This is a genomic window from Streptomyces sp. SM1, assembly GCF_002910825.1.
GTDB classification, from domain to species: Bacteria; Actinomycetota; Actinomycetes; order Streptomycetales; family Streptomycetaceae; genus Streptomyces; species Streptomyces okerensis.
The window spans coordinates 1-424 of the sequence record NZ_NEUB01000501.1; the positions used below are offsets into that span (position 1 = coordinate 1).

Genomic DNA, 424 nt, shown 5'->3' on the forward strand with positions numbered 1-424 from the left:
ACCGCCGCCGCCACCGCCGTAGCTGCCGGCGGGCGGTGCTGCCGGAGCCGGAGCCGGAGCCGGGGCAGGTGCCGCCGCTCCGCCGCCGGACGGGTCCACGACCGCCTCGATCTTCCACTGCACGTTGAACTGCTCGGCCAGCGCCTGGCGCAGCACGTCCTCGCTGCCGCTGCTGAGGAAGTTGTCCCGCGCGCCCGCGTTCACGAAGCCGATCTGGAGGGTCGTGCCGTCGAAGCCGGTCACCTGGGCGTTCTGGCTGAGCAGGATCCAGGTGAAGCGGCGGCGGTTCTTGACCGTCTCGAGAATGTTCGGCCAGAGCGTGCGGGGATCGACCCCACCGCCACCACCCGAAGGGGCGGGGGCCGACGGTGCCGTCTGCGCCACGGGGCCGGGTGCGGGCGTGGCCGCGGGGGCGCTGGGTGCC

At 74.5% G+C, this 424-nt stretch carries 1 pseudogene; it reads right to left on the bottom strand.

The features are described 5' to 3' along the window. Positions 1–424: pseudogene (locus tag B9S61_RS12255) on the bottom strand (DNA polymerase III subunit gamma and tau); the annotation flags it as partial.